The sequence below is a fragment of the Kitasatospora sp. NPDC054939 genome, assembly GCF_053610105.1.
In genome coordinates this window covers 1-20605 of sequence record NZ_JBSGXP010000043.1, presented here as the reverse complement: position 1 = coordinate 20605, position 20605 = coordinate 1, and the positions used below count along the sequence as shown (strand labels likewise).

General features: G+C 75.1%; 19 protein-coding genes. 12 read left to right on the top strand and 7 right to left on the bottom strand.

What is annotated here, in order from left to right:
• Window positions 1-257: 257 nt before the first annotated feature.
• The 3 genes from ACWGB8_RS15015 to ACWGB8_RS15005 are packed head-to-tail and all read left to right on the top strand — an operon-like array spanning window position 258 to window position 2322.
• Complete coding sequence (locus tag ACWGB8_RS15015; protein ID WP_452213736.1) at window positions 258-821, top strand: BlaI/MecI/CopY family transcriptional regulator; 564 nt, start codon at window positions 258-260, stop codon at window positions 819-821.
• A 3-nt stretch (window positions 822-824) separates the two neighbouring features.
• A complete protein-coding gene (locus ACWGB8_RS15010) occupies window positions 825-1760 on the top strand; it encodes a M56 family metallopeptidase (RefSeq protein ID WP_452213735.1) in 936 nt (311 codons plus the stop codon).
• Window positions 1761-1803: 43 nt separating this feature from the next.
• Window positions 1804-2322, top strand: a complete 519-nt coding sequence (locus tag ACWGB8_RS15005; RefSeq protein WP_452213734.1) for a GNAT family N-acetyltransferase — start codon at window positions 1804-1806, stop codon at window positions 2320-2322.
• Window positions 2323-2545: 223 nt separating this feature from the next.
• On the opposite strand, the gene ACWGB8_RS15000 is transcribed toward ACWGB8_RS15005, so the two are convergent.
• Entirely contained in the window at window positions 2546-4315 is a 1770-nt protein-coding gene (locus ACWGB8_RS15000; protein ID WP_452213732.1) for an ABC transporter ATP-binding protein, read from the bottom strand.
• A gap of 169 nt (window positions 4316-4484) precedes the next feature.
• Entirely contained in the window at window positions 4485-6314 is a 1830-nt protein-coding gene (locus tag ACWGB8_RS14995) for an ABC transporter ATP-binding protein (protein WP_452213731.1), read from the bottom strand.
• A 211-nt stretch (window positions 6315-6525) separates the two neighbouring features.
• Here ACWGB8_RS14995 and ACWGB8_RS14990 point away from each other — a divergent pair, with 211 nt between their 5' ends.
• Both ACWGB8_RS14990 and ACWGB8_RS14985 read left to right on the top strand, forming a co-directional pair.
• Window positions 6526-7188, top strand: coding sequence for a TetR/AcrR family transcriptional regulator C-terminal domain-containing protein (locus ACWGB8_RS14990; protein ID WP_452213729.1), 663 nt, complete (start codon window positions 6526-6528; stop codon window positions 7186-7188).
• 83 nt (window positions 7189-7271) lie between these two features.
• The gene (locus tag ACWGB8_RS14985; RefSeq protein ID WP_452213727.1) at window positions 7272-7394 is read left to right on the top strand and encodes a hypothetical protein; all 123 of its coding nucleotides are present in this window, start codon (window positions 7272-7274) and stop codon (window positions 7392-7394) included.
• Between the two features lie 91 nt (window positions 7395-7485).
• On the opposite strand, the gene ACWGB8_RS14980 is transcribed toward ACWGB8_RS14985, so the two are convergent.
• Window positions 7486-8520, bottom strand: a complete 1035-nt coding sequence (locus ACWGB8_RS14980; protein ID WP_452213725.1) for a helix-turn-helix domain-containing protein — start codon at window positions 8518-8520, stop codon at window positions 7486-7488.
• Window positions 8521-8628: 108 nt separating this feature from the next.
• Here ACWGB8_RS14980 and ACWGB8_RS14975 point away from each other — a divergent pair, with 108 nt between their 5' ends.
• Together ACWGB8_RS14975 and ACWGB8_RS14970 are read left to right on the top strand one after the other, a co-directional pair.
• Window positions 8629-9561, top strand: a complete 933-nt coding sequence (locus ACWGB8_RS14975; protein WP_452213723.1) for an alpha/beta hydrolase — start codon at window positions 8629-8631, stop codon at window positions 9559-9561.
• A gap of 357 nt (window positions 9562-9918) precedes the next feature.
• Window positions 9919-10074: a DUF6131 family protein gene (locus ACWGB8_RS14970; protein WP_452213722.1), complete on the top strand. Its 156-nt coding sequence runs from the start codon at window positions 9919-9921 to the stop codon at window positions 10072-10074.
• Window positions 10075-10146: 72 nt separating this feature from the next.
• Here ACWGB8_RS14970 and ACWGB8_RS14965 read toward each other — a convergent pair whose 3' ends face one another.
• From ACWGB8_RS14965 to ACWGB8_RS14955, 3 genes are read right to left on the bottom strand one after another with little or no spacing between them, the layout of a single operon-like run.
• Window positions 10147-10563 carry a hypothetical protein gene (locus tag ACWGB8_RS14965; protein ID WP_452213720.1) on the bottom strand — a complete coding sequence of 139 codons (417 nt, stop codon included), beginning with the start codon at window positions 10561-10563 and terminating at the stop codon, window positions 10147-10149.
• 56 nt (window positions 10564-10619) lie between these two features.
• The gene (locus tag ACWGB8_RS14960; RefSeq protein WP_452213719.1) at window positions 10620-11129 is read right to left on the bottom strand and encodes a MarR family winged helix-turn-helix transcriptional regulator; all 510 of its coding nucleotides are present in this window, start codon (window positions 11127-11129) and stop codon (window positions 10620-10622) included.
• Between the two features lie 34 nt (window positions 11130-11163).
• Window positions 11164-12018 carry an SDR family oxidoreductase gene (locus tag ACWGB8_RS14955; RefSeq protein WP_452213717.1) on the bottom strand — a complete coding sequence of 285 codons (855 nt, stop codon included), beginning with the start codon at window positions 12016-12018 and terminating at the stop codon, window positions 11164-11166.
• Window positions 12019-12137: 119 nt separating this feature from the next.
• Here ACWGB8_RS14955 and ACWGB8_RS14950 point away from each other — a divergent pair, with 119 nt between their 5' ends.
• Complete coding sequence (locus ACWGB8_RS14950; protein ID WP_452213715.1) at window positions 12138-12632, top strand: MarR family winged helix-turn-helix transcriptional regulator; 495 nt, start codon at window positions 12138-12140, stop codon at window positions 12630-12632.
• Between the two features lie 148 nt (window positions 12633-12780).
• Here the strand turns inward: ACWGB8_RS14950 and ACWGB8_RS14945 are convergent, their stop codons facing one another.
• On the bottom strand, window positions 12781-13485 hold the full coding sequence (locus tag ACWGB8_RS14945; protein ID WP_452213713.1) for a hypothetical protein: 705 nt from the start codon (window positions 13483-13485) through the stop codon (window positions 12781-12783).
• A 138-nt stretch (window positions 13486-13623) separates the two neighbouring features.
• Between ACWGB8_RS14945 and mutA the strand changes: the two genes are divergently transcribed.
• From mutA to ACWGB8_RS14925, 4 genes are all read left to right on the top strand, one after another.
• A complete protein-coding gene (mutA, locus tag ACWGB8_RS14940) occupies window positions 13624-15507 on the top strand; it encodes a methylmalonyl-CoA mutase small subunit (protein WP_452213711.1) in 1884 nt (627 codons plus the stop codon).
• The gene (gene scpA, locus ACWGB8_RS14935) at window positions 15504-17708 is read left to right on the top strand and encodes a methylmalonyl-CoA mutase (protein WP_452213709.1); all 2205 of its coding nucleotides are present in this window, start codon (window positions 15504-15506) and stop codon (window positions 17706-17708) included. Before mutA ends, scpA begins: the two co-directional genes overlap by 4 nt.
• Window positions 17709-17720: 12 nt before the next feature.
• Window positions 17721-18719, top strand: coding sequence for a methylmalonyl Co-A mutase-associated GTPase MeaB (gene meaB / locus ACWGB8_RS14930; protein WP_452213707.1), 999 nt, complete (start codon window positions 17721-17723; stop codon window positions 18717-18719).
• A 285-nt stretch (window positions 18720-19004) separates the two neighbouring features.
• Window positions 19005-20534: an amino acid permease gene (locus tag ACWGB8_RS14925; RefSeq protein WP_452213705.1), complete on the top strand. Its 1530-nt coding sequence runs from the start codon at window positions 19005-19007 to the stop codon at window positions 20532-20534.
• The last annotated feature ends 71 nt before the right edge of the window (window positions 20535-20605 follow it).

Sequence of the window (20605 nt, the reverse complement as noted above, 5' to 3'; positions counted from 1 at the left end):
GGGCGGGGGCGGGGCGGGCAGCGGACGGGTTCGGGGCGGGGGCCGCGCAGGCCGGATCGCGCGCAGCCGCCCCGAGGATGACTGCGCGTTATCTCTACAAAACTGTAGAGCAATCCTACGGCCTCCCACCAGCGGGCCTTCGGCGCGGCGGGCCGGAACGGGCGGAGCGGGGAAGGCCGGAGCGGGCGCCGAGTCGCGGGCCGGAACGGGCGCAGCGGGGCGGCCCGCCCGCCGGACGCGCCGGTAGGATCTGGCCGGTGTCCGAGCAGCCGCCGACGGGAGGGGGAGCGCAGATGCCGCAGGAGCCGACCGGGGGCGCAGTCCCGCGGACGCGCCGCCGCGCCCACGGCGAGCTGGAGGCCGCGGTGCTGGCGGTCCTTCAGCAGGCCGCCGAACCCGCCACCGTCACCTGGGTGCAGGACCGGCTGGACGGCGGCCTGTCGTACAGCACCGTCATCACCATCCTGTCCCGGCTGTACGAGAAGCAGTCCGTGATCCGGGTCCGCGAGGGCCGCGGCTATCTCTGGTCGGCCGCCGGCGACGGCGCCGGACTCGCCGCCATCCGGATGCGCCAGGTGCTGGACGGCGAGAGCGACCGGGGCGCGGTGCTCACCAGCTTCGTCAGCTGCCTCCGCTCCGACGACGAGGCGCTGCTGCGCGCGCTGCTCACCGAGGCCGCTCCGGAGCCCGACCCGGACCGGAGCGCCCACCCCGCGGACCGGCACGCCGACCGGTACCCGGAACCCCACCGGGCCCGCCGCACCGACGACGCCGCCGAGGCCCCGGCGCGGCCCGACCGCCACCCCGGCCGAACGGGCTGACCCGTGGGCCTGTTCGTCCTGCTCCCGCTGGTCCTCCCGCTGACGGCCCTGCCGATCGCCCGCCTCGCCGAACAGCACCTGCACCCGCGCACCGCCACCCGCCTGCTCACCGTGATCGGCGCCGCCCTCGCCCTGTGCAGCACCCTCTGCCTGGGCCTGCTCGGCGTCGTCGGCACCGCCCTGATCCCGGGCAACCCGCTGCCGGACGAATGGGCCGACCCCGACGTCCGCGACGCCGTCCCCTTCGACGAGGTGATCGGCGCCGCCTCGGTGGTCGCCGTCCTGGCGGTGCTGACGGCCGCCCTGCGCACCCTCTGGCGCCACCGCCGGATCCGGGCCCGCGCCCGGCGGGCGCTGCGCTCCGTCGACCCGCGCGCCGACGTCGCCGTCCTGCCCGACGAGCAGCCGTACGCCTTCGCGCTGCCCGGCCGCCCCGGCCGGATCGTGGTCTCCACCGGCATGCACGACCACCTGACCGCCGAGGAGCGGCACGCCCTGCTCGCCCACGAACGCTCGCACCTGACCGGCCACCACGACCGCTACCTGCTCGCCGCCCGGCTCGCCGCCTGCGCCAACCCCTTCCTGCGCCCGCTGCAGGACGCCGTCGTCTACGGGGCCGAGCGCTGGGCCGACGAGGACGCCGCCGCAGCGGTCGGCGACCGCCGGCTGACCGCCCGCGCGGTCGCCCGGGCCGCCCTGGTCGCCCGTCCCGGCCCGGGCGCCGCCGGACTCCCCGCCTTCGCCGAGGCCGGGCCGGTCCCCCGCCGGGTGGCCGCCCTGCTGCGGACCCCGCCGCCGGCGACGGGCTGGCCGCCCGTCGACTCCCCCGCCGGACTCGCCGCGATGATGGCGGCCGCCGGCACCGCGGCCTCCGCGTTCTCCGCGTTCAACGCGACGATCGCGCTGCTGCTCGTCCTCAAGGCCGCCACCCCGCTGTAGGCCCCGTCGACCACCGCCCCCGCACCCAGGAAGCAGCCCGACCATGCTCGAAGCCCGGACCGTCCGCACCGAACGACTGACCCTGCTGCCGCTGCGGGTCGAACACGCCGAGGAGATGGCCGGCGTACTCGGCGACCCCGCCCTGCACACCTTCATCGGCGGCGCCCCGGACGGCCCGGACGAACTGCGCGCCCGCTACGCGCGGCTGGTCGCCGGCTCCCCCGACCCCGCGGTCTCCTGGTGCAACTGGGTGCTGCACCTGCGGGCCGAGGACCGGCTCGCCGGCACCGTCCAGGCGACCGTCACCGCCGACCCGCACGGCTCGCGGGCCGAGATCGCCTGGGTCGTGGGGGCGGCCTGGCAGCGGCGCGGCCTCGCCGCGGAGGCGGCCCGCGCCCTCGTCGCCTGGCTCGGCGAGCAGGGCGTGTGCACGGTCGTCGCGCACGTCCACCCCGACCACGCGGCCTCCTCCGTCGTCGCCGCGGCGGCCGGACTCGCCCCCACCGACGGGTGGCAGGACGGCGAGGTCCGCTGGGAGCTCACCGTCGCCGGCGCGCGCTGAGGAACGACCGGAACCGGCCCGGTCCGGACCCCCGGGCGGCCGACCGCCAGTGCGCCGGGCTCTGTTCGACGGACCGGACGTCGGGGTCGTCCGGGGCCGTCGTTCCGCCCATCCGCCGCAGCGGTTCCGCCAGGACGGCCACGGCTCCGGCCGGGTCCCCGGCCCCGCCCCGCCGGTGGCCGAGGTTGTCCAGGGCGCCGAACGTCCGCGGGTGCTCGGGCACCTAGCCGCGGGCGCCGGGTGCCGACCCATGAGGTCGGGCGTCCTGGCCCGCCACCGGTGCCGGCGCCGCGAGGGCTTGGGAGAGGTTCCAGAAGTCGGCGTAGCGGCCGCCGCGGCGCAGCAGGTCGTCGTGGCCGCCGTCCTCGACGATCCGGCCGGCGTCGAGGAAGACGATGCGGTCGGCGTGTCGGACGGTGCGCATCCGGTGGGCCACCATCACCACCGTCCGGCCCGCCGTCAGCCTCTCGATGCCGGCGTGGACGGCGGCCTCGTTGACGGGGTCCAGCGCGGAGGTGATCTCGTCGAGCAGCACGATCGGCGCGTCCTTCAGGAGCGCGCGGGCGATCGAGACGCGCTGGCGCTCGCCGCCCGACAGGCGGGCGCCGCCCTCGCCCACGGTGGTGTCCCAGCCCTGCGGCAGGCGCGCGATCACCTCGTCCAGCCCTGCGGCGCTCGCCGCCGCCCGGACCTCGGCGTCGGTGGCCCCGGGGCGGCCCAGCCGCACGTTGTCCCCGATCGTGCCGTCGAAGAGGTGGACGTCCTGGAAGACGACGGCGAACTGCGCCATCAGCGTCTCGGTGCGGACCGCGCGCACGTCCGCCCCGCCGACGCGCACCGCGCCCGCGTCCACGTCGTGGAACCGCGCGAGCAACCGCAGCAGGGTGCTCTTCCCGGCGCCCGACGGCCCCACGACGGCCAGCCGCTGCCCCTCGGGGACGGACAGTGACAGGCCGTCGACCACCGTGCGACCGCCGTGCCGGACGGTGACCGACTCGAACTCCAGCCCGCCGCCCGCCGGTTCGACCGGGTCGGCGGCCTGCGGCAGCGGTTGCGCCCGCAGCACCGCGTCGATCCTGGCCAGTTCGCCCTGCGCACCGCGGAGCTTGCCGCCGAGCTCGGCGAGCGAGAGCAGCGGATCCGCGCAACGGGCGGCGAGCACCAGGATCGTCAGCAGCTCGGCGGTCCCCAGGCTCCCGTCGAGCGCGAGGTACGCGCCCAGCACCAGCACCGCGGTGAACACCGCCTGCACCGTCAGCGTCAGGCCGAGCACACCGGGCAGCGCGGCGAGCGTGGAGCGGCGGGAGGCGTACCGGACCTGCCGCAGGGCGTCGTCGAGGAGGTGGAAGCGTTCGGCGGTCCGGCCGCCGGCCCGCAGCACCGGCTGGGCCTGCAGGTATTCGAGCACCCGTCCGGTCGCCTCGCGGTCGCGGGCGGCACGCTGCGCGTCCGCGGCCGCCGCCGAGCGCCGGGTCAGGACCTGGATCGCCGCCACGACGGGAACGGCGGCCAGCGAGGCCGCGCCCAGCCGCCAGTCGAGGGCGAGGATCACGGCGACGATCGTCAGCGGGGTCACCGCGGCGGAGACGAACGGCGCCAGCAGGTGCGCGATCGCGCCCATCGCCCGGAGGACGCCCTGGCCGGCCAGGACGGAGACCTCCCCGACCCGCGCCGCGCCGTACCAGCTGAGCGGCAGCCGGGCCAGTTGGTCGCCGAGTCGGTGGTACACGCCGCGGAGCAGCGCGGTGCCGACGCGGAACCCGGCGAGGTCGCCGAGGTAGCGCAGCACCGCGTAGAGGGCCACCGCGGCCCCGAACGCGCCCAGCCAGGGCCAGGCCTGGTGGGGCGTGCCCCCGAGCAGTGCCCGCAGCACGGGGGCCAGCAGGGCGTAGGACAGGCCCTCGACGATCGCGGTCGCGGTCATCAGGGCGAGGGTGCGGACCAGCGGCCGGGCGTGCCGGCGGCCCAGGACGCGCAGCAGGGTGCGGATCATCGGGGTTCGTCTCCTCGTCGGTGGAAGCGGGCGCGTGGCGCTATCCCCGGCGGTGCGTCCGGGGCGTACGTCACGCCGGCCGCGGGGGCGCGCGTGGCCACGGCGGCAGGGGCGTACGGCGTCGCGGCCGCCGGGGCGTGCATGGCCACGGCCGCCCGGTTCTGCGTCGTCACGGCCGCCCGCCCTCCGCCGCCGGGTCCGCCGCCTGCCGGGAGCGCCAGAGTGCTGCGAACTTCCCGTCGGCTTCGATCAGTTCGCGCGGCCTGCCCTGCTCGACGACCGCTCCGTCCTCCAGGACCACGACGCTGTCGGCGCCGACGACCGTCTCCAGGCGGTGGGCGATGACGAGGACGGTCCGGTCCGCCCGCAGCGTGTCCAGGGCGCGCCGTACCGCCTGCTCGGTGTGCGGGTCGGCGAAGGAGGTCGCCTCGTCGAGCACCAGGACGGGGGTGTCGGCCAGCAGCGCGCGGGCGAGCGCGATCCGCTGGGCCTCACCGCCGGACAGCTCGGCCTCCTCGCCGAGCACCGTCGCGTACCCCCGCGGCAGCGCGAGGATGCGGTCGTGGACGTTCGCCAGGGAGGCGGCGCGCACCACCTCCTCCGGCCGGGCGTCCGGCACCGCCAGCGCGATGTTGTCGGTGACCGAGGCGCGCAGCAGGTGGACCTCCTGGAAGACGAAGGAGACCTGCCGGTACAGCTCTCGGCTGCCCAGTTCGCGCAGGTCGACGCCGCCCAGGCGCACCGAGCCGCCGGTCGGGTCGACGAACCGCGGCAGCAGCCGGACCAGGGTGGACTTGCCGCTGCCCGAGGGTCCGACGAGCGCGGTGACCGTACCCGGCTCCAGCACGAGGTCGACCCCGCGCAGGACGTCCCGGCCGGGTTCGTAGCCGAAGCGGACGCCGCGCAGCTCCACCCGGTGGCCGTACGGCGCGACCGGTTCGGCGGGCTCCGGCAGCGGCGGCACCGCGAGGACCTCGCGGATCCGGCCGAGGGCCCGGCGGGCGGCCTGGATGTCGTCGAAGCCGTGCCCGAGCGCCGCCACCGGTGCGGTCAGTCCGAGCCCCAGCAGCAGGAACGGCGGCAGATCGGCCGGTGGCAGCCCCCCGCCGGCGATCAGGGCCGCGCCGCCGGTCAGGACGGTCAGCAGCACGAACGGGGGCGAGAGGACCAGCTGCATCCCCGCGGCGATCGGGGAGATGCCGTGCACCCAGCGGCGGAAGACGGCGACGAAGTCGTCCGCGGCGTCGCGGAACTCGCGGTGGGCGCGCTCGCCCCCGCCGAAGGCCTTGACCACCGCGATGCCCCGGACGAACTCGACGACGGAACCGGAGATCCGCGCCATCGCCGCGTCGAAGGCGGCCTGTTCGCGCAGCCGGGCGGGGGTCATCATCAGCGGGACCAGCGCGACCGCCGCGAGCACCGGGGCCAGGGTGATCAGCGTCAGCCGCCAGTCGACGGTGAACAGGTAGACCAGCGACGCCAGTGGCACCACGAAGGCGGAGGCCAGTTCGCCGGGGGTGTGGGCGATGAGCGGGTGCACGGCGCCGACGTCCTCGCCCACCAGCCGGGCCAGCTCCCCGCTCCGGTGCCGGGCCAGCCGGCCGAGCGGCATCCGCCCCAGCCGCTCGGCCAGCCGCCGGCGCAGCGCGAGCTGCACCCGTCCGTCGAGCAGGTGCCCGATCCCCGCCGCCGCGGCCGTGCACAGCAGCTTGACGAGCAGTCCGGCCGCGCCCGCGGCCACCACGAGCCGGACCCGGTCGTGGTCGACCGGACCCGGCCCGAGCAGCAGCCGGCCCAGCTCGACGACCGCGAGCAGGGGGGCCGTCCCCGCCAGCGCGCCGAGCACCTGCAGCACCGCCACGGCGGCGAACCACCGCGCGTACGGCCGGAGCAGCCCGCGCGCATCCTTCTCCCGCGGTGGCCGGACCCCGGCGGGACCAACGCCGTCCGGTGCCCGCGTGGACCGTTCCCCCGCCTCGGCGAGTTCGGTGGTGCTCATCGCCCTCTCGTCCCCTTCCCCCTCGGGCAGCTTCCCTCTCGGGCAGCCCGATTCTTACGCTGTAAGGCTGCATCGGACGCTATACTTACGCCGTAAGAATCGTCAATCGGGTCGAGCCGGGTCGGACCGGAACCGCCGCGCGTACGGCATGGGCCCCGGCCCGGAGCGCGACCGGAGCGCGGCCGGGCGCCCGACACGGAAGGAGGGCGCCATGGCGGCCCACAGGACTCCCGGACAGCGCGCGGGACTCACCCGGCAGGCCGTCCTGGAGGCGGCCCTGCGGCTCGTCGACCAGGAGGGGCTCAAGGCCCTGTCGATGCGGCGGCTCGGCGCCGAACTGGGCGTCGAGGCGATGACCCTCTACCACCACGTGCCGAACAAAACGGCACTGCTGGACGGGATGATCGAGCAGGTCGTCGCCGAGGCCGTGCCCCCGGAGTTCGGCGCCGCCACGTGGCGCGAGGACCTCGGCGCCTACGCGCACGCGCTGGTCACCGCGCTCGACGCACACCCGCACGCCACCCCGGTGCTGCTGTCCCGGCCCGCCATGACACCCCGCAACCTGGAGACGCTGGAAGCCGTGGTGGGCATGCTGCACGGGGCGGGCTTCCCGCTCCCCAGGGCCCTGGACGTCCTCTACTCGCTGACCAGCTTCGTCGTCGGACACGCCGCCGCCCGCGCGGGCCGCGTCGACGGGGCCGGCAGCATGGCCGCACTGGACCCGCAGGCGTACCCGCTCCTGGTCACCGCCGCCCGGGAGGCCGGCCACGACCGGGCCGCGGCCCGCTTCGACTTCGCGCTCGACGCACTTCTGTCCGGCTTCGAACGGGAGCTCGCCGACGCCCCGCCCCCGGGGTCCGAGCCTCAGGTCTGAGCCCGAGCCCCAGGTCCGAGCCGGGCGTACCCGCTACACGGACACGGGGTGCGCGGCGGGGCGGCGCAGCGGTCGGACGCGGGGTGCACGGCGGACGGCGGCGGTCGGCCGGTCAGCGCGGCTTCTTCAGCCGCGACGCGGACGGCCGCGTCTCGGGCCTGGACCTCGGCGGCCGCCTCTTCGTCCGCACCTCCGGCGCGGCCTGACACCCGCCGGGGCCCGCGCGGCGGTCGGCGGTCGGCGCTCCCCTGTGCCGTCGACCGCCGGAGCCGTACCTTCCAGGTGGGCCACCGGCCGTCAGTCGCCGAGCAGCCGCCAGGCGTTGAGCGCGAGGGTGGCCCGCACCAGGCCGATGGGCTCGGTGAGTTCGAAGCCCAGCGTCCTGGCGATCTGGTCGAGCCGGCGCGAGACGCTGCTGTGGTGCAGGTGGAGCAGATCGGCGGCGCGGCGCAGCGAACCGGTGGCGCAGTAGGCCTCCAGGGTCTCCAACTCGTCCGGGCCGGCGGCGATCCGGGCGATCGCCGCGACATCGGCGTTCTCCCGCAGGCCGTCCGCCGGCACCCGGGCGAGCAGCGCCAGCGACCCGAGCCCGTCGAAGCGGACGACCGGACGGCCCCCGGTGGTGAAGCGCAGGGCGGTGCGGGCCTGTTGCCACGAGCGGTCGGGGCTCTCGGCCGCGCCGATGCCCGCACGGGCGCCGGGCGGGAATCGGGTCTCGTCCACGGCGCCGGCCAGCAGGACGCCCACCCCGGCGAGCGGCGCCGCCTTCACCGGACGGCCCGGACAGACCAGGGCGCCGATCCGGTCGAGCGGGAGTTCCGAGCGCACGGCCACCACCTGGACCGACCGGTCGGCGGCGAAGCCCAGCAGTCGCAGGGCGCGGGCCCGGGCGGCCTCGTCGGTGTCGGCGCCGATGGCGAGTTCGACGAGCGCCGGATCGGCCATGGTGGTCCGGGCCGGGCCGTACCGCTCGACGGCGGTCGCGGCGGCGATCGCCAACCGGTCGAGCAGGACGTCGTCGAGCGCGGTCGGCGCGCCCGGCCGCTCCAGCCAGACCGCGCCGATCTCCTCCTCGTCGAGCACGACCGGTGTGGTCGTGGACGCGGGCACCTCCGGGCCCGACGGCGACCGGCCGTCCGGCGCAAAGCGGATCACCCGCCCGGTGCCGTGCAGCCGGATCCCGGCCGCGCACTCGGCCAACCCCGCCGAGGCCCGGACCAGCGCCGACAGGTCCACGCGCCGGCGCATCAGGGTGTCGTAGAACGCGATGATGCGGATCGCGCCGTCCACGTAGGAATCGAGTCCGGAGAGCCGCACGGCCAGTGCTTCCATGCCGGAAGGATAGGGCGGGACGCGCCCGCCGAACGGTGCGCGATCCGCCCGCGGTACGCGACGGACGGCGGACGACCCGGCGGGCGGCGACGGTCCACGATGGTCGCCATGGATCCCGAACTCGAAGCGTTCCTGCCCTTCCTGCCGCGCATCGACATGCACGACCCCGCCGCCGCGCGCCGGGTCTTCGGCGAACTCGCCGCCGGCGCACCCGCGCCCGACACCGCCGGACTGGAGATCACCGACCACACGGTACCCGGCGCTCCCGCCGCGGAGGAGGGCACGGACGCGGCGGGCGCGCCCGACGTACCGGTGCGGATCTACCGTCCGCGCCGGGCGCAGGGCGCGCTCGTCTGGCTGCACGGCGGCGGGGGCGTCTACGGCGACCTCGACACCGAGCACCCGTGGGCCGCCCGGATCGCCGACCACGCCAACGCCGTGGTGGTGTCGGTGGGTTACCGCCTGGCGCCCGAGCACCCGTTCCCCGCGGCACTGGACGACGCCTGGGCCGCCCTGGTGTGGACGGCCGGACACGCCGCCGAACTCGGCGTCGACCCGGACCGGATCGCAGTCGGCGGCCACAGCGCGGGCGGCGGACTCGCCGCAGCCCTGGCACTGCGCTCGCGCGACCGGCAGGGGCCGCCGATCCGCTTCCAACTGCTCAACCAGCCCGGCCTGGACGACCGTCCGAGGACCTGGTCGCGCCGGCACTTCACCGACGTGCCGTGGTGCGACAGCGACCAGATCGCCGCCGCCTGGCGCCACTGCCTGGGCGGCGCACCCGGCACCCCCGAAACCGCCCCGGCCCGGGCCGACGATCTCTCCGGCCTGCCGCCGGCCTACATCGCCACCGCCGAGTACTGCCCCAACCGGGACGAGGACATCGAGTACGCGCTGCGCCTGCTGCAGGCCGGGGTGTCCGTCGAACTTCACCAGTGGCCGGGCACCTTCCACGGCTCGCAGGCCATCATGTCCGCGGCGGTCTCGCAGCGCCAGATCGCCGGGCTCACCTCCGCCCTGCACCGCGCACTGGCGGACTGAGGCCGGGCGCACGGCGTGCGGAGCGCCGTACGGCGTGCGGGCTGCGGAACGGCGTGCGGACGCTGCACGGCGTGCGCCGACCGAACGACGTGCGGCGTGCGGGCTGCGTACGCCGTACGGTCGGCGCACGGTGTACGGGACCCGAACGGTGTGGCGTCGCCGAACGCCGTGCGCCGTACGCACGGTGTGCCGTGGCCGAACGCCGTCCGGTCGCCGAACGCCGTGCGCCCCCGAACACCGTCCGCCACCATCCGTCGCTGCTCGCCGAGGCAGCGGCCTCACCTGTGTGTTTAGGCGGACGGATCCGGGACACACGCGCTCGCAGAATCGAAGATTCGTCGGACGGAGGAGGTCCCCATGATCGTCCTTGGTGTGATCCTGCTGATCATCGGACTGGTGACGGGCATCGGTGTGCTCTGGACCATCGGCCTCGTGCTGGTGCTGATCGGCCTGCTGCTGTGGGTGATGGGGGCGGTCGGACACGCCGTGGGCGGTCGTCGGCACTACTACTGACACCATCCGACGACCTGAAGACCACAAGGCCGGAAGGCCTGAAAATCTGAAGGCCTGACGACCAGACGAGCCCTACGGCCATCCCGTCGGCTTCGCGCCGACCGTGGCCCGGGCCGCGACGATCGCGGCACAGGCCCGCTGGACCTCCGTGGCGACCCACCCGGAGGGCAGCGGGCCCTTCGCCATGAGCGCGCGGGCCTGCCGCTGGAGTTCCCGCAGCGCGCCGCCCTGGGCGCTGGAGAGGCCCATGTGCTGGTAGTCGCCGGGGTCGGTGCCGCCGCCGACGGTCGACTGCAGCCAGGGGGTGATGCCCAGGACGCAGTCCGCCAGCGGGTCGAACGGCGGCGGCACCGGTTCGGGCGGCGCCGTCGGCCCGCTCGCACGGGGTTCCGCCCCTGCACCGCACCCCGCCCACGCCGCCATGACCGCCACCGCCACGAGCACGGCCGCCGCCACCACGGCCGGGCCGAGCGCGAACCGTTTCCGCATGCCCGCATTGTGGCCGCCCCCGCACGGCTCCACCAGAGTCGGGACCGAACCGGGCGTCAGGCGCCCCCGCCGACCGCACCACCGTTGCCGTCCCCGGCACCGCCACGGCCACCACCCCCGCCCCCGGTACCGCCCCCGCCCCGGGTGCCGCCGTCGGCCCCGCCGGCACCTTCCAGATTGCGTGTCATCCGTTCGAGGACGTCCACGGCGGTGCGGTACTCCTCGTCGGAGATGCCCGCTGTCGCGGCCCCGCGGAAGGCGCGGACGCGGGAGGAGACCGCGCCGAGCCGGGTGCGCCCGTCCGCGGTCAGGTCGAGGCGGTCCGGGGCGGGCCGTTCGACCCAGCCGCCGGCGAGCAGCGACGCGACGGCGGCGGTCAGCGCGTCGGGCCGGGCGTTGGCGGCCAGTACGGACAGGACGTGGGCGTCGGTGCTGCGCGGTTCGTCCCGGACCACGTTGAGGACCTGCCAGGACAGCCGGGTGAGGCCGGAGTCCGCGAGCAGGGCGTCCATGGTGGCGGTGAGCGCGCGGTCGGTGCGGTTGAGCCAGTAGCCGATGGGTTCCACGGGGTGCTCCTGGGCAGGCGGGGCGGAGGGGCGGTCAGCGCCCGGCGAAGGCCGCGGCGTTCTCACGGGCCCACTGGGCGAAGGTGCGGGCGGGGCGACCGAGCAGGGTCAGGGTGGTGTCGGCGACGGTGGCCGGGCCGCCCCGCTCGGCCGCCTCCCAGTACGTGAGCAGCGAGGCGAGCACCTGGGCGGGGATGTATTCGCCCAGCTGCTGCTCGGCCTCGGCGCGGCTGATCCGTTCGACGGGGATGTCGCGGCCGACGGCCTCGCCGATCAGGGCGATCTGCTCGCGGAAGGTGAGCGACTCGGGTCCGGTGAGGGCGACCTTGCGGCCGGTGAGCGAGCTGCCGGTGAGCGCTTCGACGGCGATGTCGGCGATGTCCTCGGTGTGGATGGGCGCGAGGTGGGCGTCGGGGTGGGGCAGCTGCATCGGCAGTCCCCGACCGATGGTGTGCGCCCAGCCGAAGGCGTTGCTGGCGAAGGCGTCCGGGCGCAGGAAGGTGCAGGTCAGGTCGGAGTCGGCGAGGGCCCGTTCGACCAGGAGGCTGTGGCGCGCCAGCGGGTCGTGCTCGGCGTCCGGGGTGAGGACGGAGGCGGACGAGAGCAGCACGACGTGCTCGACGTCGGCGGCCTCGGCGGCCTTGATCAGCGCTCGGACGCCGGCGGGCTGGGGGTAGAGGAAGACGGTGCGGACGCCGCGGAGGGCGGTGGTGAGGGCGTCGCCGGCGTCGGGCCGGTCGAGGGCGAGGCCGGTGACCTCGACGCCGGCCGGGACGTCCAAGCCGGCGGGGTCGGCGCTGGTGGCGCGGACGGCGTGGCCGTCGGCGTGCAGGCGGTCGAGGACGGCGCGGCCGACCTTGCCGCGGGCGCCGGTGACGAGGGTCGTCATGAGGAGAACTCCTTGCAGGTTTCCATGCGTTTCCGTGTTCGAAGACATATGCATGCTCACATGCACACGTTTTCATGTCAACACATGCATGCCCGAGGCCATCCGGTTAGGCTGGCCCCATGACGAAGCACGAGGCGGGAACGGCCGAGGAACTGCTGGACGCCGTCGGCCCGGCGTTCGGGAAGCTGCGGCGCTCCTCACTCCTGGAGGTCGAGGACCCGATCCCGCAGAAGGACCTGAGCCGCACCCTGGTCCTGCGGATCGTCGAGGACGGCGCCCGCGAGGAGGGCCGGGAGGTCACCGTCGGCGCCGTCGCCGAACACCTGGGCGTCGACCCGTCGGTGGCCAGCCGCATGGTGTCGGACTGCATCACGGCCGGCCACCTCGTCCGTGCGGCCTCCCAGCAGGACGGCCGGCGGACCGTCCTGCACCTCAGCCCCGGGGGCGCGGAGCTGATGGACCGCTTCCGCCGTCACCAGCGCGCGGCCTTCGAGCAGATCACCGCCGACTGGACCGAGCGCGACCGGCTGGAGTTCGCCCGGCTGATGCTCAAGTACGTCGACTCCCAGGAGGCCCTGCGCCACCGCACCGCCGACGCGCGCGCCCCCCGCTGACCCGGCCCGCACCACGGCCCGCAGCGCCACTCCCCGACCCCCGACCCCCGCCCCCCGCCCCCACTCCCGACCCCCACCCCCGCAACCACCCCCCCCGTAACCAACCCCGCCCCCGGCCCCCGTCGGCAGCACCTCACCCGGCAGCGCCTCACCCGGCGTCGGCGCGCACGGCCTCCGCCCGCTCGGCATCAGCCCGCTCGGCCCCAGCCCGCTCGGCCGCCGGGACGCCGTTCCAGCGCCAGCGGGTGGGCCGGGGGCGGCCGGGGAGATCGGCCCGGCCGGTGCACCAGAGGAGGGTCCGCCAGGGGTCCTCGCCGGCCGGGGCGTCGGGGAAGAGCCGGGCGACGGTGGGGGCGCACAGGTCGGCGGGCGGGGCCCAGGGCAGCCCGAGGCCCTCGGCCAGGTCGTGGGTGTGGACCAGCGTCTCGACGATGCCCATGGCCGCGAAGCCCTCGGGATCGGAGTTCCCGAAGCCGTGGTGGGCCCGGACCTCGGCCGGGGTGGTGCGCACCAGGGCCACCAGGAACGCGCCGGACGCCTCCAGCACCTGCAGCAGTCCGTCCGGCCCGGCGGTGCGGTCGGCATGGATCGCGTTGGCCGGTCCGCCCGGTCGGCGCGCCTCCCAGACGAACGGCACCTCGCCGGTCAACGGCGGCCTGCGCGGGCCGAGTTGGGCGGCGTACGCGAACAGGTCGTCGGCCAGGTGCTCGACCGTCTCCCAGCAGGTCCAGGTCAGGGAGCCGGCCGGGGCGTCCCAGTCGGTGGCCGGCGGGGCCTGCCGGAGGGTGTCGACGGCGAGCCGTACGGCCCGTTCGAGGTCGGCTGCGGTCACGGGTGCCACGGGAATCGTCATGACGGCACGCTACCGGCCCCCGGGGCCGCCCCGGCTGCACTCCGCGCGCCGCCGAGTGCAGCGAAACCGCCGGGGCGAGGGAAAGGTCACACCCTCAGGACCTGCTGTGACCATGCGAACGCCCACTAACCTGCCCTCATGACGGTCCTGCCCGAAGGGCTTCCTCTGGCCGCCGAGTTCCCGGATGCAACCCGAGAGCAGTGGCAGCGCCTCGTCGACGGTGTTCTGCGCAAGTCTGGTGTGCAGCACGCGACCGGTGCACCGGCCGAGGACGCGCTCACCACCGAACTCCAGGACGGCCTCCGGGTGCGTCCGCTGTACACCGCCGACGGGGGGTCCGCCGAGGCGGGCTACCCGGGCTTCCCGCCGTTCGTCCGGGGCGGCAGCCCGCAGGGCTCGGCGGTCTCCGGCTGGGACGTGCGCCAGCGGCACACCGATCCCGACGCCCGGCGGGCCAACGAGTCCGTGCTCGCCGACCTGGAGAACGGCGTCACCTCGGTCTGGCTGGAGGTCGGCCCGGGCGGGCTGGCCCCGGAGTCGCTCGGCGACGCGCTGCGCGGGGTGTACCTCGACCTGGCCGCCGTGGTCCTCGACGCGGGCGGCGGGTTCACCGCCGCCGCCGAGGAGTTCCTGCGGATCTGCGCCGAGCGCGAGGTGCCGGCCACGGCCGTCTCGGGCAACCTGGGCGCCGACCCGCTGGGCCTGCAGGCCCGCACCGGCCGGGCGGCGGACACCGACGGCCTGCTCGCCGAGGCCGTCGCCCTGGCGGAGCGGTGCGGCCGCACCCACCCGGGGCTGCGCGCGCTCACCGTCGACGCCCTGCCGTACCACGACGCGGGCGCCTCCCCGGCCCAGGAGCTGGGCTGCTCGCTCGCCACCGGGGTCGCCTACCTGCGTGCGCTGACCGCCGCCGGGCTGCCGGTCGACGCGGCCCTCGGGCAGCTGGAGTTCCGCTACGCGGCCGACGCCGACCAGTTCCTCACCATCGCCAAGTTCCGTGCCGCGCGCCGGCTCTGGGCCCGGGTGGCGCAGGTCTGCGGCGCCGCGCCCGAGGCCTCGGGCCAGCGGCAGCACGCGGTGACCTCCGGCGTGATGATGACCGAGCGCGACCCGTGGGTGAACATGCTCCGCACGACGGTGGCCTGCCTGGCCGCCGGCGTCGGCGGCGCGGACGCGGTGAGCGTGCTCCCGTTCGACAGCGCGCTCGGCCTGCCGGACGCCTTCGCCCGCCGGATCGCCCGCAACACCCAGTCGATCCTGCTGGAGGAGTCGCACCTCGCCCGGGTCGTCGACCCGGCCGGCGGATCCTGGTACGTCGAGCAGCTGACCGACGACCTCGCCCGGGCCGCCTGGGCGTGGTTCCAGGAGATCGAGCGGGCCGGCGGCCAGCAGTCCGCGCTGGGCTCCGGCCTGGTCGGCGAGCGGATCGCCGCGACCTGGGCGGAGCGCTCCAGGGCGCTGGCCAAGCGCCGCGAGCCGATCACCGGCGTCAGCGAGTTCCCGCACCTCGCCGAGCAGCCGCTGGTCCGCGAGCCCGCCCCGCCGGTCCCCGGTGGCGGCCTGCCCCGCGTCCGGCGCGCCGAGGCGTACGAGGCGCTGCGCGCCCGCTCCGACGCGCACCTGGCCGGCACCGGTGCCCGTCCGCGGCTGTTCCTCGCGTCGATGGGCCCGGCCGCCGCGCACACCGCGCGGTCGGCCTTCGCCGCCAACCTGTTCCAGGCGGGCGGCATCGAGACGGTGTCCGCCGAGGGCACCGACCCGGCCGCACTGGCCGGGGAGTTCACCGCGAGCGGGGCCGCGGTGGCGTGCCTGTGCTCCAGCGACCAGCTGTACGGCGAGCACGCCGCGGCCGTGGCCGGGGCGCTCAAGGCGGCCGGGGCGCAGCAGGTGCTGCTCGCCGGGCGGCCCGGTGAGCAGCGTGAGGCGTACCAGCAGGCGGGCGTGGACGGGTTCGTCTTCGCGGGGGGCGACGCCGTCGCCGCCCTCGCCGCCCTGCTCGACGAGATCGGAGTGGCGCGATGATCCCCGACTTCACCGGTATCGGGCTGGACGGCGACGCCGCTCCCGGGGCCACCGGCGAGCAGTGGCGGGCGGCCTGGCAGCAGGCCACCGGCAAGGACGTCGACGAGCTGGTCTGGGACACGCCGGAGGGCATCGGCGTGAAGCCGCTGTACACCGCGGCGGACCTGGCCGGGCTGGACTTCCTGGGCACCTACCCGGGCATCGCGCCGTACCTGCGCGGTCCGTACCCGACGATGTACGTGAACCAGCCGTGGACGGTGCGCCAGTACGCGGGCTTCTCGACGGCCGAGGAGTCGAACGCCTTCTACCGGCGGAACCTGGCGGCGGGCCAGAAGGGCCTGTCGGTGGCCTTCGACCTGCCGACGCACCGCGGCTACGACAGCGACCACCCGCGGGTGACGGGCGACGTCGGCATGGCGGGCGTGGCGATCGACTCGATCTACGACATGCGCCAGCTGTTCGACGGCATCCCGCTGGACCGGATGTCGGTGTCGATGACGATGAACGGCGCGGTGCTGCCGGTGCTGGCGCTGTACATCGTGGCGGCCGAGGAGCAGGGGGTGCCGCCGGAGAAGCTGGCGGGGACCATCCAGAACGACATCCTCAAGGAGTTCATGGTCCGCAACACGTACATCTACCCGCCGCAGCCGTCGATGCGGATCATCTCGGACATCTTCGCGTACACCTCGCAGAAGATGCCGCGGTACAACTCGATCTCGATCTCCGGCTACCACATCCAGGAGGCCGGGGCGACGGCCGACCTGGAGCTGGCGTACACGCTGGCGGACGGCGTGGAGTACCTGCGGGCCGGGCTGGACGTCGGGCTGGACGTGGACGCCTTCGCGCCGCGGCTGTCGTTCTTCTGGGCGATCGGCATGAACTTCTTCATGGAGGTCGCCAAGCTTCGGGCGGCGCGGCTGCTGTGGGCGAAGCTGGTGAAGGAGTTCAACCCGCAGAACACCAAGTCGCTGTCGCTGCGCACGCACTCGCAGACCTCGGGCTGGTCGCTGACCGCGCAGGACGTGTTCAACAACGTGACCCGCACCTGCGTGGAGGCGATGGCGGCGACGCAGGGCCACACCCAGTCGCTGCACACCAACGCGCTGGACGAGGCGCTGGCCCTGCCGACGGACTTCTCCGCGCGGATCGCCCGCAACACGCAGCTGATGCTGCAGCAGGAGTCGGGCACCTGCCGGGTGATCGACCCGTGGGGCGGCAGCGCGTACGTGGAGAAGCTGACGCACGACCTCGCGCGGCGCGCCTGGCAGCACATCCAGGAGGTCGAGGCGGCCGGCGGCATGGCGAAGGCCATCGACGCGGGCATCCCCAAGCTGCGGGTGGAGGAGGCCGCGGCCCGGACCCAGGCCCGGATCGACTCCGGCCGGCAGCCGGTGATCGGCGTCAACAAGTACCGGGTGGAGAGCGACGAGCAGATCGACGTGCTGAAGGTCGACAACTCCTCGGTGCGGGCCCGGCAGATCGAGAAGCTGCGCCGGCTGCGCGAGGAGCGCGACGAGGCGGCCTGCCAGGACGCCCTGCACGCGCTCACCCGGGCCGCCGAGGCGGGTCCGCAGCGCGGCGGCGGCCTGGACGGGAACCTGCTGGCGCTCGCGGTGGACGCGGCCCGGGCGAAGGCGACGGTCGGGGAGATCTCGGACGCCCTGGAGAAGGTGTACGGCCGGCACTCGGGCCAGATCCGTACCATCTCCGGTGTGTACCGAGACGAAGCGGGGCCGTCGGCCTCCGTGCAGCGCACCCGTGACCTGGTCGAGCGGTTCGAGGAGGCCGAGGGGCGCCGCCCGCGCATCCTGGTCGCCAAGATGGGCCAGGACGGCCACGACCGCGGCCAGAAGGTGATCGCCACGGCGTTCGCCGACCTCGGTTTCACGGTGGACGTCGGGGCGCTGTTCCAGACGCCGGCCGAGGTGGCCCGGCAGGCGGTGGAGGCGGACGTGCACATCGTCGGCGTCTCCTCGCTGGCGGCCGGGCACCTGACGCTGGTGCCGGCCCTGCGGGCGGAGCTGGCCGAGGCCGGGCGCGAGGACATCACCATCGTGGTCGGCGGGGTGATCCCCCCGCAGGACTTCGACGCCCTGTACGAGGCGGGGGCGGCTGCCGTCTTCCCGCCGGGCACGGTGATCCCGGACGCGGCCCACGACCTGCTGCGGACGCTCGCGGCGGACCTCGGCCACGAGCTGTGAGCCGCTGAACCCATGGCCCGGACGATCGATCTCGACCAGTACGTCAACGGGGTGCTGGAGGGCTCGCGCGCCTTCGTCGCGCGGGCCATCACCCTCGTCGAGTCCAGCCGGCCCGACCACCGGGAGCTGGCGCAGCGGCTGCTGATCGAGCTGCTGCCGCACGCCGGGCGGGCGGTGCGGGTGGGCATCACGGGGGTGCCGGGGGTCGGCAAGTCGACGTTCATCGACGCCTTCGGCAGCATGCTCACCGGTCTCGGCCACCGGGTGGCGGTGCTCGCCGTCGACCCGACGTCCAGCCGGACCGGCGGCTCCATCCTGGGCGACAAGACCCGGATGGAGCGGCTGGCCGTGGACCCGGCGGCGTTCGTCCGCCCCTCCCCCACCTCCGGGACGCTCGGCGGGGTGGCCCGCGCCACCCGGGAGTCGATGGTGGTGATGGAGGCGGCCGGCTACGACGCGGTGCTGGTGGAGACGGTGGGCGTCGGGCAGTCGGAGACGACGGTCGCCGACATGGTCGACTCCTTCCTGCTGCTGACCCTGGCCCGGACGGGCGACCAGCTCCAGGGCATCAAGAAGGGCGTGCTGGAGCTCGCGGACGTGGTCGCGGTCAACAAGGCGGACGGCCCGCACGAGACGGACGCCCGGGCGGCGGCCCGGGAGCTGGCGGGCGCGCTGCGGCTGCTGCAGGCCCCCGACGCCCCGTGGACGCCGCCGGTGCTGACCTGCAGCGGCCGGGACGGCAGCGGCCTCGACACGCTGTGGGAGCGGCTTCAGCAGCACCGCAAGGTGCTGGACGCCACCGGTGCGCTGGAGGCCAAGCGGCGCGGCCAGCAGGTCGACTGGACGTGGGCGATGGTGCACGACCAGCTGCTGGCGCAGTTGCACGCCCATCCCGTGGTGCGCTCGATCGTGCCGGAGCTGGAGCGGCAGGTCCGCGAGGGCGCGCTGCCGGCGGCGCTCGCGGCGGAACGGATCCTGGCGGGCTTCCGGACGCCGCCCGCGGAGGGCTGACCCGCCGACGGCGTGGCGGCGCACGCACCGACCCGGGGCCGGGTCCGGACACCACGTCCGGGCCCGGCCCTCCGGCGTTCCCGGGCCCGGCCCTCCGGTGTGTCCGGGGCGTTCCCCCGCGAGCCGGGCGGAGCCCGTCCGGGGCGCCTGCCCGAACGGTCCGGAGCCCGTCCGGAGTGCTCGCGCTCCGCCATGCGCAGGGCCTTCCGACTGCAATTGCGCCAAATCGGGCCGACAGCGGACGATCCTGGGTAAAGGTGACCCCGATGACCATCGGAGGCCCGTATGAGCAGCACACCTGAGTCGCGGTCAGTGACCCGTGACCTCATCCGCACCAAGGCGGTCGAACAGTCGATCGCCGACACCCATGAGCCGGAGCACTCGCTAAGCCGCTCACTGTCCGCCCTGGACCTGACCGTCTTCGGCGTCGGTGTGATCATCGGCACCGGCATCTTCGTCCTCACCGGGACCGCGGCCAAGAACAATGCCGGGCCGGCCGTCGCCCTCTCGTTCGCCGCGGCCGGCATCGTCTGTGCGCTGGCCGCGCTCTGCTACGCCGAGTTCGCGTCCACCGTCCCGGTGGCGGGCTCGGCGTACACCTTCGCCTACGCCACCATCGGCGAACTGCCGGCCTGGATCATCGGCTGGGACCTCGTCCTGGAACTGACGCTCGGCGCGGCGGTGGTCGCGGTCGGCTGGTCGGGCTACGTGCAGTCACTCCTGGAGAGCGCCGGCTGGACCCTGCCGCACGCGCTCACCGGCGCCGACACCGGCGGATGGAGCTTCAACCTGCCCGCCGCCCTGCTGGTCGCGGTGCTGACCGCGGTGATCCTGCTCGGGATGCACCTGTCCGCGGAGATCACCCGGGTCATCGTGGCGATCAAGGTCGCCGCGGTGCTGGTGGTCATCATCGCCGGCCTGTTCTTCGTCGAGGCCGACAACTACTCGCCGTTCATCCCGCCGGCCCAGGAGACCGTCGGTGCATCCGGCGGGGAGAGCCCCCTGGTACAGGCGTTGTTCGGGTACACCCCGACCGACTTCGGCGTCATGGGCATCTTCACCGCCGCCGCCGTGGTCTTCTTCGCCTTCATCGGCTTCGACATCGTCGCCACCGCGGCCGAGGAGACCAAGAACCCGCAGCGCGACCTGCCCCGGGGCATCCTCGGCTCGCTGTTCATCTGCACCGTGCTCTACATGGCGGTGTCGATCGTGGTCACCGGTATGCAGAAGTACACCGAGCTGTCCAGCGACGCACCGCTGTCCGACGCCTTCAAGGCGGTCAATCAGGAGGTCTTCGCCGACATCATCAACGTCGGCGCGGTGGCGGGTCTGACCTCGGTCACCATGATCATGCTGCTCGGCCAGAGCCGGGTCTTCTTCGCGATGAGCCGCGACGGCCTGCTGCCGCGGGTCTTCTCCACGGTGCACCCGCGCTACAAGACCCCGTCCAAGGCCATCCTGCTGCTCGGCCTGGTGGTCACCGTGCTGGCCGGGCTGATCCCGCTGGAGGAGCTGTCCGAGCTGGTCAACATCGGGACCCTGTTCGCCTTCGTGGTGGTCTCGATCGGTGTCATCGTCCTCCGCCGCACCCGCCCCGACCTGCCCCGCTCCTTCCGCTGCCCCTGGGTGCCGTGGCTGCCGATCGCCTCGGTCCTCGCCTGCATCTGGCTGATGATCAACCTCCCGGTGCAGACCTGGTGGCGCTTCGGGGCCTGGCTGGCCCTGGGCCTGGTCGTCTACTTCCTGTACGGCCGCGGCCACAGCCGCCTCGGACAGCCCGGCTACCGCCCGCCCCTCCCGGACACCGAGCGGTAGAGCGCGTCCGCCCCGCCCCCGCGCGGGGCCCGGACGTACGGGCGCCGCGCGCGGCCCACCGGCCGTGCGCC